The sequence below is a fragment of the Pseudoxanthomonas sp. OG2 genome (assembly GCF_014192765.1).
GTDB classification, from domain to species: Bacteria; Pseudomonadota; Gammaproteobacteria; order Xanthomonadales; family Xanthomonadaceae; genus Pseudoxanthomonas_A; species Pseudoxanthomonas_A beigongshangi.
The window spans coordinates 1-22,531 of record NZ_JACHYM010000001.1 but is presented as its reverse complement, the minus strand read 5'-3'; the positions used below and the strand labels follow the sequence as shown (position 1 = coordinate 22,531).

The window sequence follows — 22,531 nt, the reverse complement described above, 5'->3', positions numbered from 1 at the left end:
ATTGAACGATATAGTTAGGACTCCTACCATATTGCCATGTCCGATCCTTCCCACCAGCGTGAACAGGCGGCCGCGGGCCTCGAGCAACTCGCCTCGCTGGTGCGCGCGCAGGCCTGGCGCAGTGATGCGGGCGCCGCCCTGCCGCCGACCCAGGCGCAGGTATTGCGGATGCTGGCCGCTGCGCCCGACGGGCTGCGCGCGCGCCAGATCGCCGAGCGCCTGAGCGTATCGCCGGCCAGCCTCAGTGATTCGCTCAAGGCGATGGAAGCCAAGGGCTGGATCCGCCGCCGCGCCGACACGGAGGACCGCCGCGCCAGCATCGTCCGCCTGAGCGCGGCCGGACGCACGCAGGCGAACCGGTTGAAGCATCCCGCCCATGGCCTGGCCGCCCTGTTGCAGGGCCTGGAATCCGACGACGTGGGCGCGCTGCTGCGGGTGAGCCAGTTGCTGATCGCACAGGCACAGCAGCAGGGACTGGCCACCGGCCTGCGGACCTGCCTGGGCTGCCGGTTCTTCCGTCCCTTCGCCAGCGACGATGCGGCGAAACCGCATTTCTGCGCCTTCATCGGCGCCCCGTTCGGCGACGCCGAACTGCGGATCGATTGCGGCGAGCAATCGCCCGCCGAAGACGAACTTCTGGCCGCGAACCGCGAACGGTTCCGGCTTCCCCTTCCGCCCCAGGCGGAAACGAGTGGGCGGCGATCGACTGCCATCGATCGCCGCCCGGTTCCCCCAACGACCCTGTGAAGAGCAGCAAGAGGAGATGCAAGTATGCGCCAGAAAGCCATTTTCTATCACGCCGGTTGCCCGGTCTGCGTCGATGCCGAGCAGCAGCTCGCCACCGCGCTGGATCCCTCGCGGTTCGATGTTGAAATCGTCCATCTGGGCGAACAGAAGTCCCGTCTCGGCGAAGCCGAAGCGGCCGGGGTGAAATCCGTGCCCGCGCTGGTGCTGGGCGGCCTGCCACTGCACGTCAACTTCGGCGCCGCGCTGGCCGATCTGCGCTGAGCCGGAAAAACCGTTCGCCCCCACTGACAGGAGAGCGGCGCCCGCATCGCAACGGTGCGGGCGCCCCAAGCCATATGGACAACACCTACCATCCCCCCGCGCCCGCCTGGCAGGTGGAACGCTGGTTCAACACGCCCACGCCGCCGAGCCTGGAATCCCTGCGGGGCAAGGTGATCGTGCTCGAAGCCTTCCAGATGCTCTGCCCCGGCTGCGTTTCGCACGGCCTGCCGCAGGCGCTGCGCGTCCACACCGGCTTTCCACGCGATCAGGTCGCCGTGATCGGACTGCACACGGTGTTCGAGCATCGCGAGGTGATGACGCACGAGGCATTGCAGGCTTTCCTGCACGAATACCGCATCCCCTTCCCGGTCGGCGTGGACCGGCCCGCCCCGCGCGGTCCGATTCCGCAGACCATGCGCGCCTACGCCATGCAGGGCACGCCGACCCTCACCCTGATCGATCGCCTCGGCCGGGTCCGCATGCAGCATTTCGGCCAGGTCAGCGACCTGGTGCTGGGCGCGCAGATCGGCGGCCTGCTGGGCGAGCCCAGGACCATCCCGATGGACGATGCGGAGGCTCCCGCCAGCGCCGGCTGTACCGACGAAGGCTGCGCCATCGATGACAACGCGCGGAAAGCCGAATGAAGAACGCGATCGTCATCCAGCACGTGGAATTCGAGGACGCCGGGCACCTGGCGCCGCTGCTGCAAGAACGCGGTTACCGCGTCACCACCTACCGGCCACCGGGCGACGAAGTGTGGTCGATCGATCCGCTGCACGTGGACCTGCTGATCATCCTGGGCGGACCGATGAGCGCCAACGATCATCGTCATGACCCGGCCATCGCCGACGAATTGCGACTGGCATCGATTATCGCCGAGCGCGGTATTCCCCTGCTCGGCATCTGCCTGGGTGCGCAGATCATCGCGCTGGCGCTGGGCGGCACGGTCGCACCGATGCCGGCACGCGAGATCGGCCTGGCGCCGATCAGGCTTACCCCGGCGGGCCTGCGGTCGCCGCTGCGGCACCTGCCGGCCGGGCAACCGGTACTCCACTGGCACGGCGAAGCCATCACCCTGCCGCCACAGGCCGAGCGGCTGGCGGAAACCGACGCCTGCGCGGTCCAGGCATTCCGGATCGGAACCCGCATCCTCGGCCTGCAGTTCCATCCGGAAGCGGAACTGCATCGCCTGCGCGAATGGACCGAAGGCCATGCCGGCGAAGTGCGCGACAGCGGCGTGGATGCGGCCGCGATGCTCGAGCTCGCCGGCCAGCACGACGAAACCATGCGCGTGCGGAGCCGGCAGGTGTTCGGCGAATGGCTGGACGGCCTGCCCGCGTGAGCGGGGTGGCCGGGCGCGGTCAGTGCCCGGCCGCCCTGAGGTTCAGGGTGCGCGCTGCGCGTTCCAGGCGGCCACCTGGCGCCTGGCTTGGTCCAGCATGCGATCCAGATCGGCGCGTTCGTGGACGGCACCACGCAGCACCACCGCGTGGATCGCGCGCGTCGCACGGATGTCTTCCAGCGGGTTGACGTCGAGCAGCACCAGATCGGCCGCCTTGCCTGCTTCGATCGCACCGTAGCGGTCCAGCCGGCCGAACCAGGCCGGGCCGGCACGGGTGGCGGACGCAAGCGCCTGTGCCGGCGTCAGCCCTTCCTTGACGTACAGCGACAGTTCGTCGTGCAGGCCGATGCCGGGATAGTTGTACGAATTGAGGAATCCCGCATCGGTACCGGCCATGATCGTGACGCCGGCTTCCTGCAGCAGCGGCAGCACCGCCGCCAGTTGGCGGTAGTGCGCGTGACGCGCGGCGATCTGCTCTGGCGTCGCCTTGGCCGCGCGTTCCACCCGCCACGCGTAGGTCGCCCGCAGGCCCGGGCCGATGTAGGCCAGGTAGTCGTCATCCAGGTGATCGTCGACATCCAGGAAATCGATGATCCGGCCGCCGTTGAGGGTGGGCGTGACGAATACGTCCTTGGCGGCCAGATTGCGGTAGGCGGCCAACGCCGTCTGGCGATCGAATCCCTCCCGCAGGCGCCGGTTGGCCTCGGCGCGATCGATTTGGCCAGCGGCGAAATCGGCCGCAATCGCGGCCTCGCCCTTCACTCCTGCCTTGTACGCATAGTCGATGTGCTCCAGCGAACGGATGCCCGCATCCACCGCCTGCGCGACGGTCAATGCCATCGGAATGTGGCCGGACGTGCGCAAGCCGGCTTCGCGTGCGCGGGAGAGCGCGTACAGGAACAGCGGCGGCGTCAGGGTGCTGTCGGTGATCTTGACGAAATCGACCCGATCGCGCCGCAGCCGTTCCAGCGCCGCGTCCACGCCGGCCTCGTCGCCGACTTCCAGTGTGCCCTTCCAGACCGGCCGGATGCCCTCGATCTTGGCCCCGGAGGTGAACAGCTGCGGCCCCGCCAGTTTCCCGCTGCGGATCGCCTCGCGCCATTCCAGCACCTGCACCGGCAGATCCCCGGAAGCATCGCGGATGCTGGTGATGCCGTGGGCGATGTACAGCGGCAGCAGCGCCTTGTTCTCCTCGATCAGTGCCGGACCGCCGCCGAAATGCACATGCATGTCCCACAGGCCCGGAATCAGGAACCGCCCGCGGCCTTCGATGCTGCGCCCGGCCTGCCAGCGGGCAGCGATCTCCGCGTCCGGTCCTACCGCGACGATGTCCTCCCCGCGCAGCACCACCGCCTGCCCGGGCAGCACGCGCGCACCGGCAACGTCGATGACGGCGGCGTGGCGGATGATGACGTCGGCGCGCTCGGCGGCGATGGCCGGCGTCGAGAATGCCAGCGCCAGCGAGAGTGCGGAAAGCAGTGACTTGAGCATGGGGTGTCCAGGTTCGCGGTGACTGCGCGCCGTTGCCGGGCGCGCGTGAATCGAAAGGGTTGGCTGCGCGCCAGGAGATGCGCGCAGCCAACCGATGCCGGGAGGAAAAACGACAGGCCGGACCACCCGGCCGGCCTGCTATCCGCGCGCGCCGGCCCGCACGAGAAGATCGACGATGCCGTGCTGCTGGCGACGACGCGCGTGCTGCAGCGGGGTGACGCCTTCACCGTCGGCAAGATTCACGTCGGCGTCCGCCGCGATCAACGCCTCCACGATGCGCACGTGCCGCGGGCCGCCCTGGCCGAGGATGATCGCCTCCAGCAGCGCGGTCCAGCCGAGCCGGTTGACGTGGTCAACATCCACGCCGGCCTCGATCAAGGTCTTCACCGTCTCCACGTGACCGCGTTCGGCGGCCGGAATCAGCGCGGTTCCACCGTAGCGGTTGGTGCTGAGCAGATCCGCGCCGTGGGCCAGGGTCATCCGCAGGATTTCCAGATGCCCGCGCGCGCCGGCATAGAGGTAGGGGCTGTCCTGGATGGCGTCCTTGGCATTGACGTCGGCGCCGGCCTGGATCAGCACCCGCGCGGCTTCGATCTGGTTCGCGTGGGTGGCAAGCAACAACGCGGTGCGTCCCTCGCCATCGCGGGCGTCCACCGCGGCGCCTTGCCGGATCAGGGTATCGACACCGCGCGCATCGCCGGCGCTGGCGGCCTTCCACAAACGGTTTTCCAACTCTCCTCCCTTCACGCTGGCCATCGCCGCCAACAGCAGCAACGTGGCGGTCAGGACGACCGCACCCAGGCGGAACAACGATGGCATCGGCAACTCCCGGCGAAATCCGCGGCATGGCTTGCCGGGCACGCTTGCCCGGACCTGCGACCGATGCTAGAACGCGCATGCTCCATCGGGAAATTAAATATTCGAATGGCCGGAATCCAGAAAACGAATAGGCCGCTGATCGAGCTGGATCTGCTGCGGGCGCTGCTGATGGTGGCCGACTGCGGCAGCTTCACCACCGCCGCCACCCACCTGCATTCCACCCAGTCGACCATCAGCCAGAAAGTGCGCCGGCTGGAGGAGCTGACCGGCCACCGCCTGCTGACCCGCGGCACCCGCGACGTCCAGCCCACCGAGGCCGGACACGTGCTGCTCGGCCACGCCCGGCACATGCTCAACGTCAACGACCAGTTGTTCGACAGCCTCGCCGGCGTCACCGTGGCGGTGACCATCCGGCTGGGGGTGCCGGACGATTTCGCCGGCACCCGCGCCACCCGCATGCTGGCCGCGTTCAACCGCCGCCATCCGCAGGTGAAGCTGGAAGTCACCACCGGACTGAGCCGCGATCTCACCCAGGCCTATGACCGGGGCGAGCTCGATCTGGCCCTGGTCAAGCAACGCCGCAATACCCGCGAGGCGGTCCGGTGCTGGCCCGAGCCGTTGCACTGGATCGACAGTCCGCAGCGTCCCTGCCTTCGACAGGATCCGGTGCCGCTGGTGACCTTTCCCATGCGTGGCCTGTACCGGGAAGAGATGATCAGCGCCATCGAAGCCGCCGGGCGGCGCTGGCGCATCGCCTTTTCCAGTTCATCGCTGGCCAGCATCCAGGACGCGGTCGCCGAAGGCATGGGCATCAGCCTGCTGCCGCGTCGCGCCATCACCCGCCAGCATCGTGTACTCGATCGGCGCCACGGCCTGCCACCGGTGGACAGCTACGAAGTCGCCCTGTTCCACCGGCCCAGCGCGGACGCGCTGGTACAGGTGCTGGCGACCGAACTGGGGCGGCTGGTGGAGGCGCGGCCACGCGGCTAGGCAGCGGCCCGCGGCTCAGTTCATCTGCGCCTTGCAGTAACGGTCGATGTAGTCCTGGTGGGACGGCATCGTGTCCACGCATGTCGCCAGTGTCCGACGCACCCGTTCGACGAATCCCGCCAGTTCCTCCTCGGGCATCTCGTCCACGATCGGGTGGTAGCCGCGCGGCACGACACGCTGGCCCAGCATCACCTGCACCCAGCTCGGCAACGCGAAGAAATCCTCGCCGTTGCGGAAGTAGCGTCCGTCCAAGCGGAACAGGTCGACCGTTTCGCGCAGGCTGTCCGGGATCGGCATCGTCCGGCAGTAATCCCAGAACGGGCTGTCGTCGCGCTCGGTGGCGTTGTAGTGGAGGATCAGGAAATCGCGGATTCGCTCGTACTCGAAAATCGAGTCCCGGTTGAAGCGTTCGATCAGCAAGGGATCGAACGTGCGATCCGGGAACAGCCCCAGCAAGCGCTGCAGGCCCGACTGGACCAGGTGGATGCTGGTGGATTCAAGCGGCTCCATGAAGCCGCCGGCCAGACCCAGCGCGACCACGTTGCGGTTCCAGAACCGCCTGCGCCGGCCGGTGGTGAAGCGCAGTGGCCGCGGTTCGATCAACGGGCGGCCATCGAGATTCGCCAGCAGGGTCGCGGCGGCCTCGTCGTCGCCCAGGTGCTCGCTTGAATAGACATAGCCGTTGCCGACGCGATGCTGCAAGGGGATGCGCCACTGCCAACCCGCCGCCCGCGCGGTGGCCCGCGTGTAGGGCGTCAGCGGCGCGCTGCCTTCGCAGGTCACCGCCATCGCCCGGTTGCAGGGAAGCCAGTGCGACCAGTCCTCGTAGCCGGTCTTCAACACCTGTTCGATCAACAGGCCGCGAAACCCGGAGCAATCGATGAACAAATCGCCTTCGATGCGTTCGCCGCTTTCCATCACGACCGCATCGACGAAACCATCCTCGGCGCGCTGGACCGCGTCCACCACCTTGCCCTCGATGCGTGTCACGCCCCTGCGCTCGGACAGGTTGCGCAAATAACGTGCATACAGCCCGGCGTCGAAGTGATAGCCGTAGGCGATGTCCTCCAGTGGAGAACCGGCCGGAGCGCCTTCCGGACTGTTGGTGAACCGGCACAGGGGTGCGGCCACGGTCGGCAACGAATAGGCGCCGATCGCCGGCGCGCGGCCGGCCAGGAACAGTTTGAGCCAGAACTGGTGGAATGGCAGCGGTCCCAGCGAACGCCCCAGCGTGCCGAACCCGTGCACATAGCTGTCGCCGATGCGTGCCCAGTCGTTGAACCGGATCCCCAGCTTGAAGGTGCCCTGGGTATGGGTGACGAAATCGGCCTCCTTGATGCCTAGCACATGCGCGTTGAAGATGCGCATGTGCGGGACACTGGCCTCGCCCACTCCGATGATGCCGATCTCCTCGGACTCAATCAGGCGGATGTTCGCGCCCTTGCCGATGAACGTGGCCAGGGTCGCCGCCGCCATCCAGCCGGAACTGCCACCGCCGACCACGACCACGCGCCGGATGCGGTTGTCTGTGTTCATTCCTGCACTCCCCTCCCCGGGAACGCGCTGTCGCCAACATGGAAAATCCCCCTCACCCGAGGGTGAGGGGGCGGACAACTCGACTCAGAACTTGTAGGTCAGGCCCAGGTACAGGATGCGCCCGGAGTAGTTGTTGGAGTACGTGCGGGCTTCGGTGTCGTTGCCCAGATACTGCCGTTGCTCAGACTTGGTCGCATTCAGCACCGAACCGGTGAGGGTCAGGTAGTCGGTGATGTTGTACGCAGCGTTCAGATCCAGCTGATCGTAAGGCTCGCTGTAGACCGTGAGACCATTGTCCAGGTTGCCGATCACCTCGCCGCGACGATTGTAGGAAGCACGGGCCAGGAACCGGTCGTTCTCGTAGAACACCGTCAGGTTCGCCTGGTTCTTGGCGCTGCCCGTCAGCGGCGATTCGCCGATGTTCTCGCCGTCGAGAACGATGGAAGCCAGGTTGGTGTCGTTGTACGTGTAGTTGGCCTGGAAGCCGAATCCCGAATCGAAGGTGTGCTGGGCATACAGCTCCACGCCCTGCGACACCGCGTCGCGGCCGTTGGCATCGGTGCTGTATCCCTGGATGGTCACCGTCTCCCCACCCACCACGAGTTGCTGGTCGCGGACGACCTCGACGGTGAAGTTCTTGACGTTCTTCCGGAACAGTCCTGCGCCCAGCACCGAACCCGGCTTGTAGTACCACTCCAGCCCGACATCGAACTGGGTGGCCTCGAACGGCTGCAGATCCTTGTTGCTGCCCGAGCCGTACCAGCCGGGGTTGGTGGTGCCGCCGGCGACACGCCGGTCGTTGCTGTATTCCTCGCTGTAGAACTGCAGCCCGCCCGGATAGGCAATGCTGGTGTAGCCCGCACGGGAAATGACCTTGGAGGCCGCGGCGCGCAGCACCAGGTTCTCGGTCAGGTCATAGGCGATGTTGAAGCTCGGCAGCACGTCGGTGTAGGTCTTGTCCAGCGAGGCCAGTTCGTAGGTCTTCTCGCGCACGTCGCGGCGCACGAAGCCCGACTCGCAGACGGTTCCCGCGGGCGGTTCGCCGGCGGGACACGCCAGCGGGTTGCCATCCGGGCCATCCACGAAGTAGTCCATGAACCGTTCCACCGAGTCCGTGGATTCGGCGCTCTGCTTGGTGCGCACCACGCGCACGCCGATGTTGCCGCGCAGGCGCTCGGTGCGGAAATTGGCCTGGAAGTAGCCCGAATAGATCTTCTCGCCGACGTTGTAGACGAAGTCGGGTTCGCGACGGTTCTGCATGCCGCCATAGCGGCTGTTGAGATAGTTGATGTAGGCCGGGAAGTTGATGCCGGGGAAGACATTGGCATTGAAGCCGCCGGCGATGTTGCCGATGGGCTTGGAGTAGAAGAAGCCTGGCTGGGCGATGCCCTTTTCCGGATCGGCGCAGCCGCTGCTCTGGTAGCGGGCGTCATAGTCGTCGGGCGAGGCGCCCTGGCAGACCCAGTAGGTATTGCCGGTGTTGCGGTGCACCTTGCCGTCCCGGTACTTCGCGCCGAACTGGATCGAATCCAGCCAGCCGTCCTCGAACAGCTTGGTGAAATCGGCCTGGAAGTAGTTCTGCTCGAGTTCGGTTTCCATCCAGGACGAATCGGTCGAGCCGGTGTCGATTTCCGCCACGCCCGCCATCAGCATCTCCTGCAGATTCGGCGAGAAGGTCGCCGTCGGCGTCCCGCTCAGATCCCAGGCGCTGTAGGTATTGCCGGCCTGCCACACGCCGTCGACCTGGCGACGCGGTTTGGCCGACATGCGGAAGTTCATCGACGGGCCGCCTTCGGACCAGGTCCGGCCGCCCTTGAACGATGCCTTCCACAGCGGGCCGATATCCCATTCGATCGCCAGATCCGCGGTCTGTGATAACGCCTTTTCGCGGCTGTAGCCGCCGGTCAGCTGCGGAGTCGGGATGGTGCAGTCATCCGGTCCCCAACCGCCGCGTTCCAGGCCGGCTGCCACTGCTTCGTCCTCGCTGCAGTAATAGACCTTGCCTGGCAGCTTTTCGTACTCGGCGCCGGTCACGATGGTGCCGCTGCGATCGAAGGTCAGCCCATTGAGCAGGCGGCCGCCGGGCCAGTTGCCGTCGCCCGAATAGCGGGCCAGGTTCCATTCCGGGATCTTCAGCATGTTCAGGGTGTAATCGCCCTGGAGTTCGAAGCGGAAATAGTTGGCGGTCAGGGTCAGGTTGTCGGTTGGCTTGAACTGGAAGGTCAGCTGCGCGCCCTCGCGCTCGCGCTCTTCCTCGCGCACGGCGAAGTTGACCGAGGTCGGCAGGAAGAAGTTGGAGTAGTAGTCGCCCGTCTGGTTGTAAAAACCCGACTGTCCCCACCAGTATCCAATGCCGTCCTGGGTGAATGGCCTCCCGTTGACATCGGTCGCGGGCGAACCTTCGTAGTCATCTCCGTACCACTGGTAGTCCTCGGTGCTGACCTCCATGCTGCGGTTTGTGCGCTTCTGCTTGGTCACGCCCACCAGCACGCCGAACCGGTCGTCGTCGCTGTGCCAGGAATACATGGCCGACAGCTGTGGGTCGGTGGTCTTGCTGGTGTCCGAATAGGTTCCTTCGACGGTGGCGAAGCCCGAATTGCTCTCCAGATCCAGCGGGCGCCGGGTATGCAGGATCACCGTGCCGCCGATGCCGCCTTCGTCGATGCGTGCCTCCGGGGTCTTGAACAGTTCCGCGCTGGACAGCATGTTGGCCGGCAGCAGCGTGTAGTTGAACGAGCGCGACGCTTCGTCGTTGGTTTCCGACGAGGCGACGTAGTTGCCGTTCAACTGGGTCAGGGTGAGGTCCGAGGACAGGCCGCGCACGCTGACGGTTTTTCCCTCGCCGCCGTCGCGGGTGATGATCACGCCGGGCACGCGCTGCAGCGCGTCGGCCACGTTCTTGTCGGGGAATTTGCTGACGTCTTCGGCGGTGATGACTTCGACGACCGCGTTCGCGTTGCGCTTCTGTTCCAGGCTCTGCTCGATCGAGTAGCGGAAACCGGTGACGGTCACCTTGTCGAGGTCGGTGGCGCTGGCGGGCGCGTCGGCCTGCTCCTGGGCTGGCGCCTGCTGGGCGAATGCGCTGCCCGGCAGCGCCGCGGTTGCGGTCAGGGCGATGGCGATCGCCGTGGATAGTGAATTCCTGATGCGCTTGCGTGGAACCTGGTTCATTTCAATCACCCTCTCCTGGATTGAATAACGGTTGCTGACGCGGAATTTTTATATCGATCTAAATTTCTGTAGCGATTTACCTCGTTGCAAATGCGCGCACTCACTCCGTCGCCGGAATGCCGTATGCACTTCGATTACCCGCCGTTGTTCCCCAACAGTGACCGCTTCCTTATTTGGATCGATTCAAGCGGGTAGGCGCGAGATTAGTACCACAGGGTTTTGCCTGGCGCATGCTGCCTTGCAGCAAGCCTGGGCCCGCTCCCCGCCCTGCCTGCCATCGCCGCCAGCCGGACGATGGCGTTTCATCGCCCGGTAGCGGCCAGGCCAACGGATGCAGCGAGGCGTGATCCACGGGGATGCCCGCCATCTCGCCGAAATCGCGGCCCTCCACCAGACACCGCAACAGGCGAATCGCCGCACCGTGGGTCAGGACAAGGACGCGCCGTCCGTGTGATTCGGCGGCAATTTCGTCCAGCGCGGCGGACAGGCGTTCACGGAACGCTGCGAAGGGCTCCGCGCCCGGCGGGGGGAAACGCACCGGATCCGACCAATACGCGTGCAGCGCGTCGGGAGAGGTCGTTTGCAGTGTTTCGATCGGCACACCCTGCCATTCGCCGAAGTGGTACTCGGCCAGTCGCGCATCCAGCCGCAGCGGCAACCCGCGCCGGGCCGCCAACTCGGTCGCGAACGCCGCGCAGCGCCGCAGCGTGGAAGCCACGATCACATCCCAGTCCCGGCCGGCGACCGCCGCGCGCAATTGCGCCCAGCCCATCGGCGAAAGCGCATCATCGAGTTGTCCGCGATAGCTGATCCGGCCGGTGTCGCCGTGCCGCATCAACTCGACACCGGGCGCGTCCGCGCCAAGGCTCACGGCAGGCTTCCCTTGAGCGCCAGCGGCAGACCCGCGGCGACGAACATCACCCGTCCGCAACGCTCCGCCAGCGCCTGGTGCAATCGCCCGGCCTCGTCCACGAACCGGCGGCTCAGTTCGCCCATCGGCACCACGCCGGATCCGACTTCATTGCTGACCATCAGGATCTCGCCCGGCAAGCCGGGCAGCGTGTCCAGCAGCGCTTTCCGCTCGCGTTCGAAACCCGTGCCTTCCGCGTCGATCAGCAGGTTGCTCAACCACAGGGTGAGGCAGTCCACCAGCAGGCAGCGATCCGCTGCCGCATGCCGGGCCAGGGTCGCGGCGAGTTCGATGGGCGTTTCCACGCAGGCCCAGTCGGCCGGACGCCGGGCGCGATGGTGGGCGATGCGCGCGGCCATTTCATCATCGCCGCTGCGCGCGGTGGCGATGTAGGTGACCGCATGCCCGGAGGCCCGCGCCCAGCGTTCGGCCAGCGCGCTCTTGCCGGATCGCGCGCCCCCCAGAATCAGCGTGTGTCGTGGATGGTTCATGCGTTCTCCTGTCCCAGCAGCCGGTGCAACGCGGCGGTGTCCAGGTGCGCTTCCACCGCGTCGGCCAGACGATCGATGGCGCTCTCGCGCAGTGCCTGCATGTCCACGGGGGCGGCCCGCTCCAGACCCGCCCATCGCAACAGCGCGGCCAGCGCCGGTGGCGAATCGAACAGGCCATGCAGGTAAGTGCCGAGGATCTGGTCGTCGTCGGAACGCGCGCCATCGGCGCGTCCCTGCTCCAGCGTGATCGGCGCGGACGCCAGCGCGACACCGCGACTGACGCCGCAATGGATCTCGTATCCACTGACAGGCGCCGCGTCGTCCGCCAGGGCGAGCATGCCGCGCACGTTCCGCAGTTGCTTGCCGGCTTCCAGGGTCGTCTCGATATCCAGCCAGCCCAGCCCCGCGCTGGATCCCGGCGCGCCCTCGATGCCCTCGGGATCGTGGATGCGCCGGCCCAGCATCTGGAAGCCGCCGCAGATGCCGATCACCTTGCCGCCGTAGCGCAGGTGCCGGGCCAGTGCCACCTCCCATCCCTGTTCGCGCAGCCAGGCAAGATCGGCGCGGGTGGACTTGCTGCCCGGCAGGATGATCAGGTCGCAGTGCGGCGGCGATTGCCCCGGGCCGACGAACCGGCAATCCACCTGCGGATGCGCACGCAGCGCGTCCAGATCGGTGTGGTTGCTGATGCGCGGCAATGCCGGTACCGCCACCCGCAGGCGGGCTTCGGGCTTGTCGGCGACGGCGACGGGCAGTGCGTCCTCCGCTTCCAGATGCAGGCCCTGCAGGTAAGGCAGCACGCCGAGCACCGGCTTGCCGGTTTCGCGCTCCAGCCAGGCCAATCCCGGTTCGAGCAGGGAAATGTCGCCGCGGAAACGGTTGATGACGAAACCCTTCACCCGCCGCCGTTCGCTTTCCGAAAGCAATGCGAGGGTGCCGACCAGATGCGCGAACACGCCGCCGCGATCGATGTCGGCCACCAGGATCACCGGGCAATCGACGGCTTCCGCATACCCCATGTTGGCGATGTCGTTGGCGCGCAGGTTGATTTCCGCCGGGCTGCCGGCGCCCTCCACCACCACCGCGTCGTAGCCGGCGCACAGCCGCGCGTGCGAGGCGAGCACCGCTTCCAGCGCCACCCGCTTGTAGTCGTGATATGCGCTGGCTCCCAGGCGCGCGACCGCGCGTCCGTGGACGATGACTTGCGCACCGGTGTCGCTGTCGGGCTTGAGCAGCACGGGATTGAAATCCGTATGCGGCGCCAGCCCGCACGCCTGCGCCTGTACCGCCTGCGCGCGCCCGATTTCGCCGCCGTCCATCGTGACCGCCGAGTTGAGTGCCATGTTCTGCGGCTTGAACGGCGCCACCCGCACGCCCTGGCGTTGCAGCCAGCGGCACAGCGCGGTGACCAGCGTGCTCTTGCCGGCATCGGACGTGCAGCCCTGCACCATCAGCACGCGCGCGTTCATGCGATGGCTTCCGCGTGGATGCCGGCGAGTGCGTCGCGCAGGCGCAGGAACCCCGCCTCATCCGCCGGCAGGCCGAAGCGCAGGCTGGCCGGCGTGTCGAACAACCGGGTCAGGATGCCGCGCCGCGCCAGCGCCTCGTGCAATGCGCGCGCATCGGCGTGATGGCACCACTGGAACAGCGCGCAACCGCCGGCCGGTTCGAGCTCGGCCGCACGCAGGATTCCGGAAAGCCGCTCGCCGGCGGCCCGCAAGCGTGGACGCGCCGACGCCTGCCAGGCCTTGTCGGCCAGCGCCAGCCGCAGCGCATGGCGGCTGGGACCGCTCAACGTCCAGGGTCCCAGCCGTTCGCGCAATGCGTCCAGCAGCAGGGGCGATGCGCAGACGAATCCCGCCCGCGCGCCGGCCATGCCGAAGAACTTGCCGACCGAGCGCAGCACGATCAGGCCTTCCCGCGCGGTCTCGGCGCACAGGCTGGCGTCCGGCTCGACATCGATGAAGGCTTCGTCGACCACCAGCCAGCCGCCACGCGCGGCCAGGCGCGCGTGCAGTTCGAGCAACTGCGCGGAGCCGAAGCGCTCGCCGCCGGGATTGTTGGGATGAATCAGTACCACCACGTCGAAGCGATGCGCCTGCGCCAGCAGTTCCCCGGCAGGCAGGGTCGCCACCTCGTGCCAGGCGCGCCGCCATGCATGCGCGTGTTCGGCGTAACCGGGGGCGATGACGCCCACCCGCGAGGGAACCCGCAACTGCGGCAAGGCCTGGATCGCCGCCTGCGACCCGGCGACCGGCAGCAGATCCGGCGCACCGTAGTAGGCACGCGCGGTTTCGATCAGGCCATCGTCATCCTCCGGCAGTCGGTGCCAGACCGATGCCGGCAGTTCCGGCACCGGCCACGGAAACGGGCTGACGCCGGTGGACAGGTCCAGCCAGTCCGACGCCGGGATTCCGTATTGCCGCGTGGCGCGCAGCAGGCGTCCGCCATGTTCAAGCATGCAGCATCTCCCATCCGAGTCCGATGATCAGCGCGATCGCCAACCACAGCACCACGCCGCGGTTCACCAATCGTCGCGCCGCCGCGATGCCGGCCCGGTCCGCCGCCCTGCCCTCGCCCAGTGGCGGACGTTGCTGCCAGACACCGTGATATGGCGCCGGTCCGCCCAACCGGACTCCCAGCGCGCCCGCACCCGCCGCCATCACCGGCCCGGCGTTGGGACTCTTCCATTGCCCCGCCTGCGCACGCCAGCAACGCAGCGCGCCGGTGGTCCGGCCCAGCAAGGCATAGCTCAACGCGGTCAGCCGCGCGGGCAGCAGATTCAGCAGGTCGTCCAGCCGCGCGGCGGCCCAGCCGAAACGCAAATGGCGCGGGGTTCGATAACCCCACATCGCGTCGAGCGTGTTCGCCAGCCGATACAGCACTACGCCGGGCGCGCCGAGCACGGCAAACCAGAACAACGCACCGAACACCGCGTCGCTGCCGTTCTCCAGCACCGATTCGGTGGCCGCCGCGGCCACCTGCGAGGCATCGAGTCCGCCGGTGTCACGGCTGACCATGCGTCCGACCGCCTGGCGCGCGGCGTCCAGCTCGGCGGCCGCCAATGCATCCTCCACCGCACGCGCGTGCTCGCCCAGACTGCGCCGGCCGATGGCCAGGTACAGCATGACCGCCGCAAACGCGGTCGCGAGCCACGGGAATTCCTGTCGCAGCCAGACGTCCACGCCTGCGACCACGGCCACCGGCGGAAGCACCGCCACACTCCACGCGAGCGCTCCCGCGCCGCGCGCATCACGATGCAGGCGACGTTCGAGCCAGTCCGCCCAGCGGCCGAATCCCACCAGCGGATGCCAACGGCGGGGTTCGCCCAGCAAAGTGTCCAGGCCGACGCCGGCCAGCATCGCCAGCACCGGCGTCATGGCAGGAACAACCGCAGCGCGGCCTGCGGATTCGACGGGAAATAGAAGTGGACGAAACTGGCGGTGAGGCGGCGATCCCGATGGACGGTTTCCCGGCTGGGACCACCATTCGGGTTGCTGGCGACGGCGAGCGGAACGGAGGCCAACTCCGCGCGGGCATAGTGGAACGTGTGTCCGCGCAGCACGCCTTCGGGCAGTTCGACCGATTGCAGGCCCAGCGCGGCCAGTCGCGGCTGCATGGCCGCTTCGCCCGTCATGAGTCCGGCCATCGCGGCACGCTCGCCGTCCTTGCCGGTCAGTGCCTCCAGGACGAACAGCATGCCGCCGCATTCGGCCAGCATCGGCTTGCCGTCATCGCGATGCGCACGCAGCGCTGCGTGCAATTCATGCTGTTGCGAAAGCACCGCCAGATGCAGCTCCGGATAACCGCCGGGCAGCCAGACCGCGTCGCAGTCGGGCAAGCACTCGCCCGCCAGCGGCGAGAAGAAGCGCAGGTCCGCGCCCGCCGCGCGCAGCAGATCCAGATTGGCCGGATACAGGAAGCAGAACGCCGCGTCGCGGGCGATCGCGATGCGCAGGCCACGCAGCAACGGCGGTACGGGTTCGATATTCACCGGCGCGAATGCCACCGGCGGGGGCAAGGTTGTGGCCGCATGAACACCCCAGGCATCGGCCAGCGCATCCAGCCGCGCGTCGATGTCGCCGAGTTCACCGGCCGACACCAGACCGAGGTGACGCTCCGGCAACGCCAGTTGCGCATCGCGCGGCAACGCGCCCAGCCAGTGCAGATCCGCCGGCAGGCTGCCGCGCAGCAGATCGGCGTGATGGGCGCTGCCGATGCGATTGGCGGCCACGCCATGCACGGCCAGACCTTCGCGATAGCGCGCCAACCCCGTCGCCAGCGCACCGAAGGTCTGCGCCATCGCCGATCCGTCGATGACCGCCAGCACCGGAACGCCCAGCGCCTGCGCCAGATCCGCGCTGGAGGGCGATCCGTCGAACAGACCCATGACGCCCTCGATCAGGATCAGGTCGGCTTCGCCCGCCGCCGCGTGCAGGCGTGCGCGCACGTCGGCCTCGCCGGTCATCCACAGATCCAGTTGGTAGGCCGGCGCGCCGCTGGCGCGTTCCAGCACCATCGGATCCAGGAAGTCCGGACCGGTCTTGAACACCCGCACGCGACGGCCCTGGCGATGGTGCCAGCGGGCCAGCGCGGCGGTCACGCTGGTCTTGCCCTGCCCCGAAGCGGGCGCGGAGACCAGCAATGCCGGACAGCGGAAGGTTTCGGAATCCATGGTCTACAGTTCAATACCGTGCTGGGCCTTGATACCCGCCTTGAACGCATGCTTGATCAGGCGCATCTCGGTGACCGTGTCGGCCGCGTCGATCAGTGCCTGCGGCGCGCCGCGTCCGGTGACGACCACGTGCTGGCGCGGCGGTCGCGCGGCCAGCGCGGCGAGCACCTGGTCCAACGGCACGTAATCCTTGTTAAGGGCGATGTTGAGTTCGTCGAGCAGGACGAAATCATAGGCCGGATCCGACAGCATCCGCGCGGCCTCTTGCCAGGCCGCGCCGGCCGCGGCGATGTCGCGCTCGCGATCCTGGGTTTCCCAGGTGAAGCCCTCGCCCATCACACGATAATCGACGTCCTCGTCGAAGCGACGGAAGAACGCCTCCTCTCCGGTGGAAAAGCTGCCTTTGATGAATTGCACGACCCCGCAATGGAAGCCGTGTCCCAGGCTGCGCGCCAGCATGCCGAAACCGGAGGAACTCTTGCCCTTGCCATTGCCGGTGTTCACCACCAGCACGCCGCGGTCGATGGTGGCGCGGGCGACCCGGCGATCGACCAGTTCCTTCTTGCGCTGGGCGCGTTCGCGATAGTGCTCCTCCTCGCTGAGCCCGCGGCGTTCCGAACCGCGGCTCATGCCGGGCTGCCCTGGCGGGAGGCGGCGCGTGCGGCCAGCCCGCGCAGGCATGCGCGAACCAGGAAAGCGACGCCCACGTAACCGGCCAGCGTGCCCAGGGCGCGCGGATAGTAGTGCGGAATGCGGGCGAGAAAGCCGTCCAGGGTCGGCTCCGGATAGCGCCCGGAGAAGAAATAGAAACCGCCCTTGGACAACAGGTAGGCCACGCTCGCCGTCACCGCCAGCGTCAATGCCAGGCGGGGTACCGTGCCCGCGTGGTCCCGGTGCAGCCCGCGATACGCATGGCCGCCCAGCCATAGCGCCGCGTAGGCGAACGCCAATGCCCAGTAGGCCGGCGACAGGCACCAGTCGGTGATGGTGCCGTTGGCGAGGCTGCCGAAGTCCAGCAGCGACGACAGCACGAAGAAGGCCGGCAGCGTCCACATCGGCCGCAGCAGCGCGCCGGCCAGGAAGAACACCGCCCACGATGCGCTGGGCAGCGCATCCACGCTGGCGAAGTGCTGGCCGCGGGTGGCGATCATCAGCAGCGCCAGGGCGATGCCGGTGAGGAGCTGCGCACGCGTGGACGTCAGCGGCAGCGCGGGTTCGGATGTGACGGACAGGTGCTTTGCGGACATCGCGGTTCTCCTGATCAGGTGCCGAGGGAGGCGGGACGACGACGGGTAGCCAGCAACAGGCCATGCACCAGCAATGCGCTGGCCACGTAGGTCAGCGTGGTCCGCACGAACAGCGGTCCCCACTGCCAGATCCGCGCCAGGTACTGCGACCATTCCGGATTCGGGTAGCGCCCGCCCAGCCAGTAGAACGCGCCGTTGGAAATCAGGAACGACAGCGAGGCGCAGGCCAGCGCCACCAGCAGCGCGCCGCACAGCCCGCGCCAGTCTTGCGCCATCCTCGGCGCGTAGGCGCGGCCGCCGTACCAGAGCACCGCGTAGGCCGGCAGCAGGAAGGCGTAGGCAGGTGTCACGCAGAAATCACTGACGCCGGCCAGTTCCACCGCCGCCCAGTCGATGCCCACCGCCAGCCCCAGCAAGCCCAGGAACGGCAGGTGTCCGCGCAGGTACAGGCCGCCCAGGAAGAAGATCGCCATCGACGCGTCCGGCAGATGCAGGACATCGCCGAAGTGATGGTAACGGGTGGCGATCATCAGCACCGCGAAGGTGGTGAGCAGACCGAGATGGAAAGGCCGTGACAGTGGTTTCATCTTGTGCTCCGGTCAGTGGGTTGCGGGCTGGTAGCGGACAGTCAACAACCAGGTCCGTCCCGGCTGGTTGTAGAGCGCGGCGGTTTCGTAGCGCTTGTCGAACACGTTGGAGGCCGCCAGTTGCAATTGCCACGCCGGCGTCAGCGTGTAGCCCATGCGCAGGTCGACCAGCCCGTACCCGCCCAGGCGGGTGGTGTTGGCGAGGTTGTCGTAGCGTTCGCCCACGCCGATCGCGCTGGCGCCCACGCTGAACGCGCCGAAGCGGCGATCGGCATCGATGCGGGCGCTGCTTCGCGCCCGTCGCGGCAGCAGGTTGTCGCGGTTGGGATTGTCGCCATCGTTGCGCGGATCCAGCCGGGTCAGGCTGGCGCGCAGATCCCAGTCCGCCAGCCGTACCGCGCCTTCGGCCTCGATGCCGCGGATGCGGGCGCGATCAATGTTGTTGGGGCCGCCGGAGTCTCCCAGCGAGGCATCGAACGCGATCATGTCGTCGATGCGCGTCTCGTAGGCATGCAGCGCCCAACGCGCACGCCCGTGATCGCCACGCAGGCTCAGCTCGACGCTGCGCGAGGTTTCCGGACCCAGTTCCGGATTGCCGTAGCCCGGGAAGTAGAGTTCGTTGAAGGTGGGCGCCTTGAAGCCGGTTCCGTAGCTGGCACCCAGGCGCAGCTGTTCGGTGAAGTCCCAACCCCATTGCAGGCTGCCCGTGGTCTCGCCGCCGAACTGGCTGTCGTCGTCGCGACGCGCACTGGCCTGCAACGACTGCCGGCCGAATTCCTGCTGCCATTGGCCGAACACGCCGCGATTGATCCGGCGATCGCGCGCGTAACGGGTATTGCTGTCCACCTCGTCGCCGGACCAGTCGTAGCCCAGGGTCAACAAGCCCGCGCCGCCCCCCAGGTCGGCCTGCAGCGAACCCAGCTTGCGGCGGGTGTCGAAGTGGGAGGAATACGCGCCATCGAGGAAGTTCTCGCTCAGATCCGCGCTGGCGCCGGCGCTGGCGGTGATGCGCAGCCGATCATTGGCCGCGTAGCGCACGCGCCCGCCAACCACCTGCTGGACCGTATCGGCCTCGTTGTTGAGGCTGCCGTCGTATTCGTTGCGGCCTTCGGCGCGGAACAACCGCAGTTCCGCGTCCCAATGCTCGTCGAAGCGATAGCCGCCCTGCACGGTCAGCGAGGCGTTGCGGTAGCCATCGCGATCCGGATCGAAGTTGCGCCGGCCGCGATAGGCGTTGATGCCGTCGGTGTCCTGGTGCGCGGCCTGGATTGCATACCAGCCGCCCCGCTCGGCATCGCCGCTGCGCCCGCCGATGCCGGCGGAGGCGCGTCGGGTCCTTTCGCTGCCGATGCTGGCGCTGAAGTTGGGCTGGAACGGCCCCTGCGGCCGGCGGGTGAAGATCTGGATCACGCCGCCCAGCGCCTCGGAACCGTACAGGCTGGAGAATGGCCCGCGCACGATTTCGATGCGCTCGATCTGCTCGACGGGAATGTCCTGCAGCGATGCGCCGCCACTGGTGGCCGACCCCAGCTTGATGCCGTCGACCAGCACCAGCACGTGATCGGATTCGGTGCCGCGCAGGAACAGCGACGTGGACTTGCCCGGACCGCCGTTGTTGGCCAGCGACAGGCCCGCGCGGCCAGTCAGCAGATCCGGCAGCGAGGCCGGCTGCAGGCGCTCGATCTCCTCGCGATCGATCACGGTGACCGCGGCCAGGGTCTGATCCTGGGTCCGCGCGGTACGCGTCGCGGTGACGATCACGCCATCCAGATCGGTGGCCGGCGCTTCGGCGAAGGCCGGGGCGGTGAAGCAAAGGGAAGGCAACAACGAAACCGCCAGGATCTGGCGGTGGAACGACGACTGCGGATGCACTGACACACTCCTTGACCGCGCCTGCCCGCGCGGAAGCGATGGAAAAGGACAGGCGGAAAGAGAGTGGTATGGCGACCGGGAACGAGCCGGCCTCCATGACATCGCCCACCGCATGTCACGCCGCTCAAAGGCCGGTCTCCGGGCTCGCGAGTGAAGCCGGGAAAGATCCGTGCTTCCGGTCCGCGCCTTCCCATGCATCAAGCACAGTGGCTGTTGCGGTACCTTGTCTCGCCTACCGTTGCGGGGGCAGCTCCGGAATTGCCGATCGTGCGAACACGATCCGGCGCACCGGATTCCCGTTTCAACCACCGGCCAGGCCGGCGGTCACCTCAGGCGGCGCGAGTATAGCAGTTGATAGCAGTGTGGCCCCGGCGCCGTGGCGTGCGCCGGAGCGGCCGCGCGTCGCGGCTCAGCGCTTGCCCGGTGCGGGCGTCGCGGACTCGCGTTGCAGCGTGACCGGGATCGACTTGACCCGCGCATCCAGCGCCTTGACCACGTCGGCGGTCAGATCGTGGCTCATGTTGCCGGCCAGCACCATGCCGCGATCCAGCAGCACGCCGCAGCCGTGGCGCTGGTAGGCCTCGGCGATGAGCGGCTGGGCGGCGGTGGAGATCCGTTCCAGCACCGACGCGCGGGTCGCCTCGATCTCGCGCGAGCGCTGGCTGGCGCGCTGCTGCACGGCCTGCGCTTCCTGCACCGCCTTGCTCTGCTCGGGGGTGAACTTGTCAGCGGAAATGTTGCCGCGCACGCCCACGCGGATCAGTTCCGCCTCAGCGCGGCTCTTGTCGCGTTCGATCTCGGCCTGGGCGTCGGTCACCAGTTTCTGCAACTGCACGCCCGCGTCCTTGCCGGCGGCCGCGTTGGAGAACACCGCTTCGCGGCTGAGGTAGCAGACACCGGCGACGACCGGGCCTTCGAGCGAGCCGGTCGCGCCGCCAGCCGCCTGCGCGCAGACGCCATTGGCCGCAGTGAGCGTCACGGCGAGAGTGAGGAAACGGAGTGTGTTGGAGGAATTCTTGCACATGGGAATGTTGTCGTCGTCCGGTTGACGGAAGTGGGGTTTCAATCAGGGGGCCAGCAGGTCGTTGAAGCGGCCCAGCGACGCCAGGTGGAAGTGCACCAGCGCCAGCCAGCCCTTGCGATGCCAGTCGACGATCACCGCGTCCGGCAGCGCGGCGAATTTTTCGCCATCGACCACCTGGAAGCCATCGACGCTGCTGCGGCGCCCATCCGCGAAGGCGATGTTGGCGCTGCGTTCGATCAGCAGCCCCTGCTCGGCCAGCGCGGCGGCAAAGGTACGGGTGGCCTGGTCCTCGCGGGTGAAGGTGTCGCAGAACTGCAGCGCCTGCCTGGTCAGCTCGCTCGGCTCGCCGTTCTCGAACAGCGGATTGCCCTCCTCGCCCGACGGGATCACCGCGTCGGAGCCGGCATCGATGGCCAGCACGTAGCCTTCCGGATCCCGGGTCTGCACGAACACGAACGGATAGCGGCGCACGTAGGCCGGCACGTACGCGCCGTCGCTCCAGGTGTCGCCGTTGACGAAGCGGTTGCGTCCGGCTTCCACGCCCAGCACCGCCAGCGGGGTGTTGTCCGGGCCGGCGAACACCAGCGGATAGTTGCGCGCGGCGGCGGCGAACTCGCCGATCACCACTGGTACGGAATTGCTGGCGGCGGCGAAGCCGACGCCGGTCGGGCGCACCCGCCACTGGGCGTGTTCGACCGAGGACAGTACGCGCGGTTCGCGATAGAACAGCGGCCAGGCATTGGCTTCGGCGGCGCCGTTGGATGCGACGGTGGCGGATTCGGGGTTCTGCGTGGTCATGGGATCTTCCATTCGTTTCTGTGATCGGGTTCGGAGGTGGATGCCTGCTTCAGCCGGGCGGCTCGAACCGGCCGCGCATGGCGTACAGGATCTGCTTGCCCTCGACGAAGGACTCGATGCATTCGCCGATGTCCTCCGGTGTCTGCCCAGATTGCCGCAAAACCATTTCAACCATATGCCGGCAGATGTCCGAATCGTGCTGCGCCCCCCAGACCTTGATCGGCAGGTAAAAACCCAGCGGCACCTTGCCGCGGGTGAGCAGGACGGGACCGTCCGCCACCAGTACGACCTCGGCGAACTTTTCGGTGAATTTTCTCAGCGAGATGAAGCCTTCTTTCACTTTTTCACTTCTTGGTTCGGGGGAGACGATCCATGCCCTCCCCATCAAGGCGGATGCCTGTGCGGATGCCGGCCGCTTCCGTGCTGCGGAAGCGGCCCCGGCGGGCGGCGTCAGAACCCGGCATTGACCTCCAGCTGGAAGACATCGATGGACAGCGGGGCGCCGCTGACTTCCTTGGCGGCCATCCAGCGGCCGGTCAGCCAGACCTTGCGGTCGAAGGCGTAGGAGGC

General features: G+C 67.6%; 22 protein-coding genes, 1 pseudogene and 1 riboswitch. Of the genes and pseudogenes, 5 read left to right on the top strand and 18 right to left on the bottom strand.

The window, feature by feature from the left end; all coding sequences use genetic code 11:
- Positions 1-36: 36 nt before the first annotated feature.
- The 4 genes from FHW78_RS00115 (at position 37) to FHW78_RS00100 (ending at position 2,350) form a co-directional block, all read left to right on the top strand.
- A complete protein-coding gene (locus tag FHW78_RS00115; RefSeq protein ID WP_183636214.1) occupies positions 37-747 on the top strand; it encodes a MarR family transcriptional regulator in 711 nt (236 codons plus the stop codon).
- A gap of 24 nt (positions 748-771) precedes the next feature.
- Positions 772-1,008 carry a thioredoxin family protein gene (locus FHW78_RS00110; protein WP_183636212.1) on the top strand — a complete coding sequence of 79 codons (237 nt, stop codon included), beginning with the start codon at positions 772-774 and terminating at the stop codon, positions 1,006-1,008.
- Between the two features lie 74 nt (positions 1,009-1,082).
- The gene (locus tag FHW78_RS00105) at positions 1,083-1,652 is read left to right on the top strand and encodes a redoxin domain-containing protein (RefSeq protein ID WP_183636210.1); all 570 of its coding nucleotides are present in this window, start codon (positions 1,083-1,085) and stop codon (positions 1,650-1,652) included.
- Positions 1,649-2,350 (top strand): gamma-glutamyl-gamma-aminobutyrate hydrolase family protein, encoded by a 702-nt coding sequence (locus FHW78_RS00100; protein ID WP_183636208.1) that lies wholly within the window; start codon positions 1,649-1,651, stop codon positions 2,348-2,350. Before FHW78_RS00105 ends, FHW78_RS00100 begins: the two co-directional genes overlap by 4 nt.
- A gap of 42 nt (positions 2,351-2,392) precedes the next feature.
- Here FHW78_RS00100 and FHW78_RS00095 read toward each other — a convergent pair whose 3' ends face one another.
- Together FHW78_RS00095 and FHW78_RS00090 are read right to left on the bottom strand one after the other, a co-directional pair.
- Positions 2,393-3,841 carry an amidohydrolase family protein gene (locus FHW78_RS00095; RefSeq protein WP_183636206.1) on the bottom strand — a complete coding sequence of 483 codons (1,449 nt, stop codon included), beginning with the start codon at positions 3,839-3,841 and terminating at the stop codon, positions 2,393-2,395.
- A gap of 138 nt (positions 3,842-3,979) precedes the next feature.
- Entirely contained in the window at positions 3,980-4,597 is a 618-nt protein-coding gene (locus tag FHW78_RS00090) for an ankyrin repeat domain-containing protein (RefSeq protein WP_318289350.1), read from the bottom strand.
- A gap of 168 nt (positions 4,598-4,765) precedes the next feature.
- Here FHW78_RS00090 and FHW78_RS00085 point away from each other — a divergent pair, with 168 nt between their 5' ends.
- A complete protein-coding gene (locus FHW78_RS00085; RefSeq protein WP_183636197.1) occupies positions 4,766-5,650 on the top strand; it encodes a LysR substrate-binding domain-containing protein in 885 nt (294 codons plus the stop codon).
- Positions 5,651-5,665: 15 nt separating this feature from the next.
- Here the strand turns inward: FHW78_RS00085 and FHW78_RS00080 are convergent, their stop codons facing one another.
- The 16 genes and pseudogenes from FHW78_RS00080 to FHW78_RS00005 form a co-directional block, all read right to left on the bottom strand.
- Positions 5,666-7,186: a tryptophan halogenase family protein gene (locus FHW78_RS00080; protein ID WP_183636195.1), complete on the bottom strand. Its 1,521-nt coding sequence runs from the start codon at positions 7,184-7,186 to the stop codon at positions 5,666-5,668.
- A gap of 84 nt (positions 7,187-7,270) precedes the next feature.
- Positions 7,271-10,357 (bottom strand): TonB-dependent receptor, encoded by a 3,087-nt coding sequence (locus FHW78_RS00075; protein WP_183636193.1) that lies wholly within the window; start codon positions 10,355-10,357, stop codon positions 7,271-7,273.
- Positions 10,358-10,673: 316 nt separating this feature from the next.
- Positions 10,674-11,192 (bottom strand): annotated as a pseudogene (locus FHW78_RS00070) (histidine phosphatase family protein); the annotation flags it as partial.
- Between the two features lie 32 nt (positions 11,193-11,224).
- Positions 11,225-11,758, bottom strand: a complete 534-nt coding sequence (gene cobU, locus FHW78_RS00065; protein WP_183636191.1) for a bifunctional adenosylcobinamide kinase/adenosylcobinamide-phosphate guanylyltransferase — start codon at positions 11,756-11,758, stop codon at positions 11,225-11,227.
- A complete protein-coding gene (locus FHW78_RS00060) occupies positions 11,755-13,227 on the bottom strand; it encodes a cobyric acid synthase (RefSeq protein WP_183636189.1) in 1,473 nt (490 codons plus the stop codon). Before FHW78_RS00060 ends, cobU begins: the two co-directional genes overlap by 4 nt.
- Positions 13,224-14,219, bottom strand: a complete 996-nt coding sequence (gene cobD / locus FHW78_RS00055; protein WP_183636188.1) for a threonine-phosphate decarboxylase CobD — start codon at positions 14,217-14,219, stop codon at positions 13,224-13,226. The genes FHW78_RS00060 and cobD overlap by 4 nt, the downstream gene beginning before the upstream one ends.
- Positions 14,212-15,138 carry an adenosylcobinamide-phosphate synthase CbiB gene (cbiB, locus tag FHW78_RS00050; protein WP_183636186.1) on the bottom strand — a complete coding sequence of 309 codons (927 nt, stop codon included), beginning with the start codon at positions 15,136-15,138 and terminating at the stop codon, positions 14,212-14,214. Before cbiB ends, cobD begins: the two co-directional genes overlap by 8 nt.
- Positions 15,135-16,433 carry a cobyrinate a,c-diamide synthase gene (locus FHW78_RS00045; protein ID WP_183636184.1) on the bottom strand — a complete coding sequence of 433 codons (1,299 nt, stop codon included), beginning with the start codon at positions 16,431-16,433 and terminating at the stop codon, positions 15,135-15,137. The genes cbiB and FHW78_RS00045 overlap by 4 nt, the downstream gene beginning before the upstream one ends.
- 3 nt (positions 16,434-16,436) lie before the next feature.
- Positions 16,437-17,063 (bottom strand): cob(I)yrinic acid a,c-diamide adenosyltransferase, encoded by a 627-nt coding sequence (gene cobO, locus FHW78_RS00040; RefSeq protein WP_183636182.1) that lies wholly within the window; start codon positions 17,061-17,063, stop codon positions 16,437-16,439.
- Positions 17,060-17,584 (bottom strand): hypothetical protein, encoded by a 525-nt coding sequence (locus FHW78_RS00035; RefSeq protein WP_183641002.1) that lies wholly within the window; start codon positions 17,582-17,584, stop codon positions 17,060-17,062. The genes cobO and FHW78_RS00035 overlap by 4 nt, the downstream gene beginning before the upstream one ends.
- A gap of 110 nt (positions 17,585-17,694) precedes the next feature.
- Complete coding sequence (locus tag FHW78_RS00030) at positions 17,695-18,267, bottom strand: hypothetical protein (protein WP_183636180.1); 573 nt, start codon at positions 18,265-18,267, stop codon at positions 17,695-17,697.
- Positions 18,268-18,279: 12 nt separating this feature from the next.
- The gene (gene btuB / locus FHW78_RS00025; RefSeq protein WP_183636178.1) at positions 18,280-20,241 is read right to left on the bottom strand and encodes a TonB-dependent vitamin B12 receptor; all 1,962 of its coding nucleotides are present in this window, start codon (positions 20,239-20,241) and stop codon (positions 18,280-18,282) included.
- Between the two features lie 9 nt (positions 20,242-20,250).
- A riboswitch (cobalamin riboswitch) is annotated at positions 20,251-20,486 on the bottom strand.
- Positions 20,487-20,548: 62 nt separating this feature from the next.
- A complete protein-coding gene (locus tag FHW78_RS00020) occupies positions 20,549-21,163 on the bottom strand; it encodes an OmpH family outer membrane protein (protein WP_183636176.1) in 615 nt (204 codons plus the stop codon).
- 42 nt (positions 21,164-21,205) lie between these two features.
- Positions 21,206-21,961, bottom strand: coding sequence for a SapC family protein (locus FHW78_RS00015; RefSeq protein ID WP_183636174.1), 756 nt, complete (start codon positions 21,959-21,961; stop codon positions 21,206-21,208).
- Between the two features lie 49 nt (positions 21,962-22,010).
- Positions 22,011-22,301 carry a hypothetical protein gene (locus FHW78_RS00010; protein ID WP_183636172.1) on the bottom strand — a complete coding sequence of 97 codons (291 nt, stop codon included), beginning with the start codon at positions 22,299-22,301 and terminating at the stop codon, positions 22,011-22,013.
- Between the two features lie 110 nt (positions 22,302-22,411).
- Positions 22,412-22,531: putative porin (locus tag FHW78_RS00005; protein WP_183636170.1), on the bottom strand; the 120-nt coding region annotated here is incomplete at its 5' end.